The sequence below is a fragment of the Pseudomonas sp. S60 genome (assembly GCF_016647865.1).
In the GTDB taxonomy this organism is placed as follows: Bacteria; Pseudomonadota; Gammaproteobacteria; order Pseudomonadales; family Pseudomonadaceae; genus Aquipseudomonas; species Aquipseudomonas parafulva.
This window is the reverse complement of the sequence record NZ_JACVVH010000052.1, coordinates 26,583-34,697: the sequence shown is the minus strand read 5'-3', so window position 1 is coordinate 34,697 and position 8,115 is coordinate 26,583. Positions and strand designations below refer to the sequence as shown.

Below are 8,115 nucleotides of genomic sequence, written 5' to 3'. Positions count from 1 at the left end.
CCCCCCCCCCCCCCCCCCCCCCCCCCCCCCCCCCCCCCCCCCCCCCCCCGGGGGGGGGGGGGGGGCCCCCCCCCTCTACACCCTCGATGAATCCTCTTGCCGATAGTCCGCTGGCTGTCGTCCCTTTCCTACGGCATCATTGCAGCATTTGTCAGGCAGCCCCAAAGGACCGCCCATGAATCTGCCCCCCCGCCAACAACAAATCCTCGAACTGGTGCGCGAGCGCGGTTACGTCAGTATCGAAGAAATGGCGCAGTTGTTCGTCGTCACCCCCCAGACCATTCGCCGCGACATCAACCAGCTTGCCGAACTCGACCTGTTGCGGCGCTACCACGGCGGAGCGGCCTACGATTCCAGTATCGAAAACACCGCCTACGCCATGCGTGCCGACCAGATGCGTGACGAAAAGCAGCGCATCGCCGACGCAGTGGCCCGGCAGATTCCCGACCATGCCTCACTGTTCATCAATATCGGTACAACCACCGAATCGATTGCACGCGCCCTGCTCAATCACAACCACCTGAAGATCATCACCAATAACCTGCACGTGGCATCCATTCTGGCTGCGAAGGACGATTTCGAAGTGCTGGTGGCCGGTGGCACGGTACGCCGCGACGGTGGCGTGGTCGGCCAGGCCAGCGTCGATTTCATCAACCAGTTCAAGGTCGATTTTGCGCTGGTGGGCATCAGCGGCATTGATGAAGACGGCAGCCTGCTGGACTTCGATTACCAGGAGGTGCGGGTCTCCCAGGCGATCATCGCCAACGCACGCCAGGTAGTGCTGGCCGCCGATTCCAGCAAGTTCGGGCGCAATGCCATGGTGCGCCTGGGCTCGATCGGGCTGGTGGATTGCCTGGTCACCGACCAGCCACCCACCCCAGCCCTCACCCAGCTACTCAGTCAGAACAAGATACGCCTCGAAGTGGTGTAGCACCGACCGTTGTGCTGCGATCACGCCAATGTGGCGCCAACCCTCCCCGGCGCCGCGCTGCAGTGCATGTTCGTAAATGTTCATATTCTTGTAATCCGATCAGTTTTTTCTATAAAGACTCACTGGCGGGTGCGCTGCGGTTACGCTAGTATTTTCGGAAACGAACATTAATGTTCATATTCGATGCAAACTGCTTCAGGAGGCCTTGCCCGTGTCCCAGCCCGATTCGACCCGCCCCTCGCTGCCCGACTGCTATGACCTGGTTGTGATCGGCGGCGGCATCAATGGTGTCGGCATTGCCGCCGACGCTGCCGGGCGTGGCCTCAAGGTGTTCCTTTGCGAAAAGGACGACCTTGCACAGCACACCTCTTCGGCCAGCAGCAAGCTCATTCACGGTGGCTTGCGCTACCTGGAACACTACGAATTCCGCCTGGTGCGCGAGGCCTTGGCCGAGCGCGAAGTGTTGCTGGCCAAAGCGCCCCACATCGTCAAGCCGATGCGCTTCGTACTGCCGCACCGCCCGCACCTGCGCCCCGCCTGGATGATCCGCGCCGGGCTGTTTCTGTATGACCACCTGGGTAAACGCAAGCGCCTGGGTGCTTCGCGCAGCCTGCGCTTTGGCCCTGGCTATCCGTTGAAGCCAGCCATCACGCGGGGCTTTGAATATGCCGACTGCTGGGTCGACGACGCCCGCCTGGTGGTACTCAATGCCATGGCCGCCCGGGAGCAGGGTGCACACATTCATACCTGCACCCTGTGCCTTGGCGCCAAGCGTGTAGAGGGTGTGTGGGAAGTGGATGTTCAGCATGCCGACGGCAGCGTGCACAAGGTGCGTGCGCGGGCGCTGGTGAATGCCGCAGGGCCGTGGGTCGCGAAGTTCATCAAGAACGACCTCAAGCTGGATGCCCCCTACGGCATTCGCCTGATCCAGGGCAGCCACCTGATCGTGCCCCGCCTGTACGAGGGCGAGCAGGCCTACATTCTGCAGAACGAAGACAAGCGCATCGTGTTCTGCATCCCCTACCTGGACCGTTTCACGCTGATTGGCACCACCGACCGGGAATACAGCGGCGACCCGTCAAAGGTCGCCATTACCGAGCAGGAGACCGACTACCTGCTGAACGTCGTCAATGCCCACTTCAACCACCAGCTCAGCCGTAGCGACATCTACAGCACTTATGCTGGGGTAAGGCCACTGTGCAACGACGAGTCGGATAACCCATCGGCCGTGACTCGGGACTACACCTTGGCCCTGTCGGGCACCGCCGGCGAAGCCCCGTTGCTGTCCGTGTTCGGCGGCAAGCTCACCACCTACCGCAAGCTGGCCGAATCAGCCATGGCCGAACTCAAGCCTTTCTTTACTGCCATGCGTGGGAGCTGGACCGCCAGTGCTACCTTGCCAGGCGGTGAAAGCATGACCACCCCGCACGCACTGGAGCAAGCATTGCTGGCCCGGCATGGCTGGCTGGCTCCGGCCATTGCCAAACGTTGGGCGCTGACCTATGGCAGCCGTGCCTGGTCGCTGCTGGAGGGCGCCGAGGGGCCGCAGGACCTGGGCCAGCCGCTTGGTGCAGGGTTGTTTACCCGTGAGGTGGATTACCTGCGCGAACACGAGTGGGCCGTCAGTGCCGACGACATCCTCTGGCGCCGGACCAAGCTTGGCCTGTTTACCACCCAGGCCGAGCAGCAGGCCCTGGCGCACTACCTGCAGCAGGTCAAGCTGCACAGCAACGCAGCTTGAACCCTCGGGCGGCTCGGTAGCGGCCGCCTTTGCTTCACCCCCGCTCGTTCGCCTGGGTGGCCAGGGCAAGGTACAGCGCCTGCTCCTGTGCATTGAGTTCAGCCATCAAGGTTGCGGCCTGGTCCAGATACGCCTGTTCGCCCGTTTGTGCTGTTTGTTGCTCACAGGCCTCCAGTCTCTCGTGAAAGGGCGCTGCCAGCGCCTCGAAGCGTTCCCGATAACGGGTGCGGACGAACGCCTGCCAGAATTCTCGCTGCGCCAGCGCAGCACTGAGCGCTGCGCGGCTTTCCTCCGCCAGCACCGTGTCACCGGCCAGCCGGATTTGCCGGCTGCTGACGCCACTGAACTCGGGAAAATTCATGTAGGCCGGTTGCACGGGAAGGCCAAGGCGCTGGGCCAGGTTTACCCGATAGGCGAGGTAGACTTCGATATCATCCACCAAGGCGTAGGGGTCCCGGCGCATCTGCCGGATATGAACCGCAGCGATACGGTCAACTTCATCCAGCCTGTACAGTGAGCGCCCCAAGCGCACCAGCGCAGATTCAGTCTGCGCTTCGCCGATGCCCGCAGTGTGCAGGGCAATGTGCAATCTCAGCTCGAGCTGGCTCAGCAGTAACAGCAAGCGATCATCGCAGGTTTGTGGGCCCTGCACCTGCAGGAACACGGCCTCACGCACATCGGTGTTTTCGCTGCACAACTCGAGGATGCGCCAGATCCTGGCGCGGTAGTAATGCGCGCGTTCGTTGAAGTCTTCAGACTCGGCAAAATCGGCGAGAAACCTGAACAGGTCTGCAGACTCGCGTTCTTCAATCAAATCTGCCCAGATCTGCATACGCCGGCTGCGCACTTCGGTCGTGGCCTGGCCGATCCAGCGATCACGCAGTTCGTTGTCAGCGATCATGTGCACCGGTGAAGCACGACCGGCACCGTCCCCCATGCCGCTGGCTTCATTGAGCAACCGTCGGCTGACCTCATCCAGCGGGTTGTCATGCAAATACAGTTGCTGCAGCCGGCCACCCAGCGTCTGTAGCTGCGCGCTGACCTCACGGATCTGGTTTTCCCGGAAGTCCGCCAGCCCGCGCCACGGCAACTGTGCACCGTCGCCCAGGTCCTGCAGCCCTGTACCGCGCAAGTACACTTCCCGCAGGCCCCGCAAACCGGACAAGTCGGGCATCATTCCCAACGGGTTGCCACTGAGGTCCAAGACTTCCAGCAGGGGTAATCTGCCCAGGGTCTCCGTGGTGCGGGGGCCTAATGCGATGCGATTGCGCCCCAAACGCAGGACGCGCAACTGCCCGAGCAGTTCGAGGCCCGCAGGTAACTGGGTGAGCTGGTTCTCGCGCAAGTCGAGCTCGTGCAACTGCGGGAAGCGCAACAGAAACTCCGCGCGAATCTGCTCCAGCCCAAGGTTGCGTAGCGTCAGGCGGCGAACGTGCTGGAAGTCGATATCTGCGGGCAGACTGGGGAGGCTGCCCACGCGTTCGTCCACTACATGCAGCACGCAGTCCCCGCTTTCACCCTCCCCGGTCTTGCGTCGCCAGGCCCGTCGAATCTGTGTGGCGACCCGACGGCGGCGGCGGCCATCGAAAAAGCTGATGCGCTGACGCGTCCACGCTTCCAAGGCCTGACGCAAGCCGTGCAGGCGCAGCTCCAGCTCAGCCAGGTGGTCCCACAAGCCAACCCCCTGATCGATAAGCCGCTGAATGTAGGCATCCAGCTGAGCATCGCTGAGCATGGGGTAGATGGCACGGATACCGCAGCGCAGGGCGTGCCGGCTGCTCTCGCCCCTGCCGCTCAGTGGGTAACCCACACGCCCGTCATGCAGCCGCCGGGGTGGGCTGAAGCGTCCGCCAAAGGCGGCCAACCCCATCGCCTGTGCGGTCGCGGCCCGGTCTACCGACGCCTGGCGCAGCAAACCATCCCCCAGGGCGCCCGCGGTCGCTTTGGCGCCGCCAAATGCGTTCTTCTGAGGGCCGTCCAGCGTCATCAGCAGGCAGTCCAACAAGCTCTGTTCCGTGACCTGGGAACCGCCCCCTTCAAGATGGAAGCCCTCGCTGGTGCGTACAATCACCCACTTGGGCAGGCTACCCGGCGCCCCTCTGCACGCCAGCACACGCCCTAGCGGCTCGCCCTGGCGCACTTCCACACGCACGCTTTCCATCCACGGGGCGATCTGGTCCAGCAGCGCGAGCGCCAGGCGCAGGGTGTCTTCATTGACCGCGGCAGCGTGTTGAAGCCCCATGAGCGCGCGGTCCAGCCGGCTCTCCCGCACAGCCCAGCGGGCCCGCTCAGCCAGGGCGAGCGGTACCTTGCCGCTGCCTAGCACGGCAACTTGCTCGCCCGTGGCATGGTGCAGGATCTCTTCGGCAACCTGTACCGTCAGCCCGGTGAAGGTGTGCATCAACTGTGCAGCCGCTGGGCTGGGCGCCTGCGTCTGCGCCATCAGGGCACGCTCAACGGCGGCCGGTCGCAGCAAAGGTTCGAGGGAATGAAGCTCATCGCGTGCATGGGCATCAAGCAACCGGGCGGGCGCCGGCTCGCCCTGCAGGTGCAGGCCCCTCAACCCCTCGCAGGTCAGGCCGGTAATGTGCAGCAACGCGTTGGCGGCATCGTCGGAGGTATCGGCCAGTGCACCCCCAAACCTGCGAACCAGGGCGCCTGCATTATCCAGGTAATGGGGCGATTCGGGCAGCTGTCGCAAGCGGAAACGGCACTGGTCTTCGTGCACCGGGGTCAGGGCATCAACGAAGCCAAAGCGCTGGAGGGCGTACACCGCGCCAGCCTGGCCCACCCCCTGCAAGGCGCCGATGGCAAAGGTCTGCGCCACATTGAACAGGTGGTCCAGCGCCCCTTGCCGATCGCCAAGCCGCCAGGCTGCGTAGCCGCCATATACCTCACCGGCGATGTCAGCAGCCGCCGCGACTACCATCGCTTCGCCCAGCCCAGGGATGAACAGCGCGGCCAGGTTGATGAGCTCAAGCCCTGCGCCTTTAAGGGCTTCGAGGCGCTGATGCCGCTCCATAATGGTCTGATCCACGGTAGGCACAGCCAGCACACGGGCATCGTCCAGCATTTTCTGCATCAGCCGCCCCCGCAAGTAGGCGAAGACGGGCTCCTCGATTGCAAAGTGCCGCCCGTCGAGTTCAAGCGGCCGGTGGGTGTTGCCCGTCTTGATCAAGCGCTCCAACTGGGTGGTGAATGCAGGTCGGTCCCGCTCGGTAATGAAGCGCGCGAAATAGCGGGCATACCCTGGCTTGCGCAGGCGCACGCCCATATCATCGAACAACGCGTCCCAGCAGGTGTGCTGGGTTATCGCCCGCACCGGGTCTGCCGGCAGCCAGCAGACCAGGTTCTGCAGAGGGCCTTCGGCCGTTTCGCGCAGCTCCAGCACCAGCCCCCCTTCCACACACTTGCCCAGCAGGTACAACTGGCGCGGTATCACAGTCCCTGGCCCCGCTGCAGTGACTGGTTGCCGGGCGATCAGCGGTAGCAAACGCAGGTATGGCGCTTCATCCAGCTGGCCCTTGATCCTGGCCATTCGCACGGCAACCTCCAAGTCGGCCCGCTGATGCTCTTCGAATGACCGGCGGACCGCCGCCTGAGCGAAGTCTGCAGAGGCGGGGGGGCGGCTTTTAGGGAACAACCGCGCCCGCAGCAGTTGCTGATACTGGCCACCCAGGTCAAGCTGCCGGCACAGGCGTGCGAACGTCTCGAAGGGCAGCGCCAGCACCTGGCCCTGGGCATCGAGCAGATGCGCACGGCGGTGCAACGCGGCAAAGGTTTCACTTTCGTGAAAGTTGTGCAGCGCGGCCGCCAGCAGTGACTGGTTACTGTGCAGCGTCTGCAGGGGCTCATGCAGGCGTGGAGCCGCACTGGGCAACGCCACTTTCTGCTCGATGACCACGCGGGCAGCCAGTACATCAATCCCGGTCAGCCCCTGTGCGCCCAGGGCCGCCTCCAGCAGCGGACGGGCAAAGGCGTCCAGCCCCGGCAGGCCGTCGAGCCGTTTGCGCACGGTATCCGCTGCAGCCTGCTGGTAACGCAGTGCACGTTGGAAGGTGAGTAGCAGGTCGATATCGACACCGCGCAGCCACGAGGGCAATTGGCGCGCCACCAGGGCATCGACAGAGTCGGAAGGGATAGGGGTAACGGCCACGGCGTAAGCTCCTCGCAGAAAAACGCCGAGCACAACATGCAGTTGTCACCACCAGGTGTTACTTATGGCTGGGTACTGAACACGCATGACACCCAGGCATTCGTTCGGGTTACCGAACGCAAAACGGGGTAACCATTCGAATTACCGATCAACCTTTATCAGCAGAAAACCTGCCTATGGGGGTTACGCCCAGCGTTTTCGCGGGGCTACCATCGGTTGGGGGGCTTGGCACGACTCATGCTCTGTTCTGTTCACCGGATGCACGCGCAGCTGCTGTATTCGTTGAACGAAAGAGTCCGCCAACGGCTCCATAAAAAAAACAAACACGTCGAGGAAAATTTGATGCGTATCGTTCGTCAATTGCTGGGCGCCGCCATCGCGGCCGCTGTGATCGCTTCGCCAGCCATGGCTGAGGAGCTGACCGGCACCCTGAAGAAGATCAAGGATTCGGGCACCATCACCCTGGGCCACCGCGACTCCTCCATCCCGTTTTCCTACCTGGCTGGCAAGCCCGAGCCGGTGGGCTATTCCCATGACATCCAGCTGGCCGTTGTCGATGCCCTGAAAAAGCAACTGGGTACGGACATCAAGGTCAAGTACAACCTGGTCACCTCCCAGACCCGTATTCCGCTGGTGCAGAACGGCACCGTCGACCTGGAATGCGGCTCCACCACCAACAACGTCGAACGCCAGCAGCAAGTCGGCTTCACCGTGGGCATCTTCGAAGTGGGCACGCGCCTGCTGACCAAGGTGAAAGACGGTCAACCTGCGTACAAAGACTTCCCGGACTTGGCGGGCAAGAACGTGGTGACCACCGCCGGCACCACGTCCGAGCGCCTGCTCAAGGCCATGAACGCCGACAAGCAAATGAAGATGAACGTGATTTCCGCCAAGGACCACGGTGAAGCCTTCAACATGCTCGAAAGCGGCCGTGCGGTGGCATTCATGATGGACGACGCCCTGCTGGCAGGTGAAATGGCCAAAGCGCGCAAACCATCGGACTGGGTCATCACCGGCACCCCGCAGTCGTACGAAATCTACGGTTGCATGGTGCGCAAGGATGACGCAGCTTTCAAGAAAGCAGTCGATGACGCCATCGTGGGCTACTTCAAGTCGGGCGAAGTCAACAAGAGCTACGAAAAGTGGTTCCAGCAGCCGATCCCGCCAAAGGGCCTGAACCTGCAGTTCAAGATGAGCGATGAGCTGAAAAAACTGATCGCCGAGCCTACTGACAAAGCGGCCGACGACAAACAGTCCTGACCCCCAGCCTGGGGCCTGCAGCGCTGC

The 8,115-nt window shown here is 62.9% G+C and carries 4 protein-coding genes; 3 read left to right on the top strand and 1 reads right to left on the bottom strand.

Going from position 1 to position 8,115, the window contains the following annotated elements; translation table 11 throughout:
- Window positions 1-175: 175 nt before the first annotated feature.
- Together glpR and glpD are read left to right on the top strand one after the other, a co-directional pair.
- Entirely contained in the window at window positions 176-931 is a 756-nt protein-coding gene (gene glpR / locus IAE33_RS21015; RefSeq protein WP_201164930.1) for a DNA-binding transcriptional repressor GlpR, read from the top strand.
- A 211-nt stretch (window positions 932-1,142) separates the two neighbouring features.
- Window positions 1,143-2,672 carry a glycerol-3-phosphate dehydrogenase gene (gene glpD, locus IAE33_RS21010; RefSeq protein ID WP_201164929.1) on the top strand — a complete coding sequence of 510 codons (1,530 nt, stop codon included), beginning with the start codon at window positions 1,143-1,145 and terminating at the stop codon, window positions 2,670-2,672.
- Between the two features lie 34 nt (window positions 2,673-2,706).
- Here glpD and IAE33_RS21005 read toward each other — a convergent pair whose 3' ends face one another.
- Entirely contained in the window at window positions 2,707-6,828 is a 4,122-nt protein-coding gene (locus IAE33_RS21005; RefSeq protein ID WP_201164928.1) for an NEL-type E3 ubiquitin ligase domain-containing protein, read from the bottom strand.
- A 342-nt stretch (window positions 6,829-7,170) separates the two neighbouring features.
- Here IAE33_RS21005 and IAE33_RS21000 point away from each other — a divergent pair, with 342 nt between their 5' ends.
- Entirely contained in the window at window positions 7,171-8,088 is a 918-nt protein-coding gene (locus tag IAE33_RS21000; RefSeq protein ID WP_201164927.1) for a glutamate/aspartate ABC transporter substrate-binding protein, read from the top strand.
- The last annotated feature ends 27 nt before the right edge of the window (window positions 8,089-8,115 follow it).

Coding starts and splice junctions, on each gene's coding strand:
- IAE33_RS21000 (WP_201164927.1), top strand. CDS start 7,171: ATGCGTATCGTTCGTCAATTGCTGGGCGCCGCCATCGCGGCCGCTGTG.
- glpR (WP_201164930.1), top strand. CDS start 176: ATGAATCTGCCCCCCCGCCAACAACAAATCCTCGAACTGGTGCGCGAG.